Source organism: Xenorhabdus innexi (genome assembly GCF_002632485.1).
GTDB classification, from domain to species: Bacteria; Pseudomonadota; Gammaproteobacteria; order Enterobacterales; family Enterobacteriaceae; genus Xenorhabdus; species Xenorhabdus innexi.
This window is the reverse complement of sequence record NZ_NIBU01000271.1, coordinates 1-429: the sequence shown is the minus strand read 5'-3', so window position 1 is coordinate 429 and position 429 is coordinate 1. Positions and strand designations below refer to the sequence as shown.

Here is a 429-nt window from a genome sequence, read left to right as displayed (position 1 = left end):
ACTCATTAAGATGACGAACGGCAGATTCTTGGTCAGCAACGCCGGGCTGTTGACCGTCAGGCCGTACAGTTGCGCAATGAAGGTATCGCTATTGGTTTCCAGCAAATCAAATTGCCAGCCGTTGATAACGGGGTTGAAATAGAGCGTGAGCCGCAGATTCATACCGAACAGGGTAAATGACTGTTCCTGAATCTCTTCAGTGGAAACGGGGATTTCGTATATCATTTTCCGCCTCCAAAGAGCCAATGGAGCATCGAGTTTTTACTGTCACTGTTCTTTGGTACAGCTTTTGGTTTCGGCTGTGTTTTCCCCATGTTTTTCTTTTTCGCCGCCGCTTTTTTCAGGTTCGGGTGTAACCCTTTTGCCGTCTGTGTCTCGACAATAAAGATTTCACGCAGGGTCAGGCTGAACTCGGCTGAGCCATCGTAC

At 48.3% G+C, this 429-nt stretch carries 1 protein-coding gene and 1 pseudogene; both read right to left on the bottom strand.

Translation table 11 applies throughout. The annotated features are described in order from the left end of the window. Window positions 1-225: phage baseplate plug family protein (locus Xinn_RS21555; RefSeq protein ID WP_099137847.1), on the bottom strand; the 225-nt coding region annotated here is incomplete at its 3' end. Next, window positions 222-429 (bottom strand): annotated as a pseudogene (locus tag Xinn_RS21550) (phage baseplate protein); the annotation flags it as partial. The gene Xinn_RS21555 and the pseudogene Xinn_RS21550, both read right to left, overlap by 4 nt.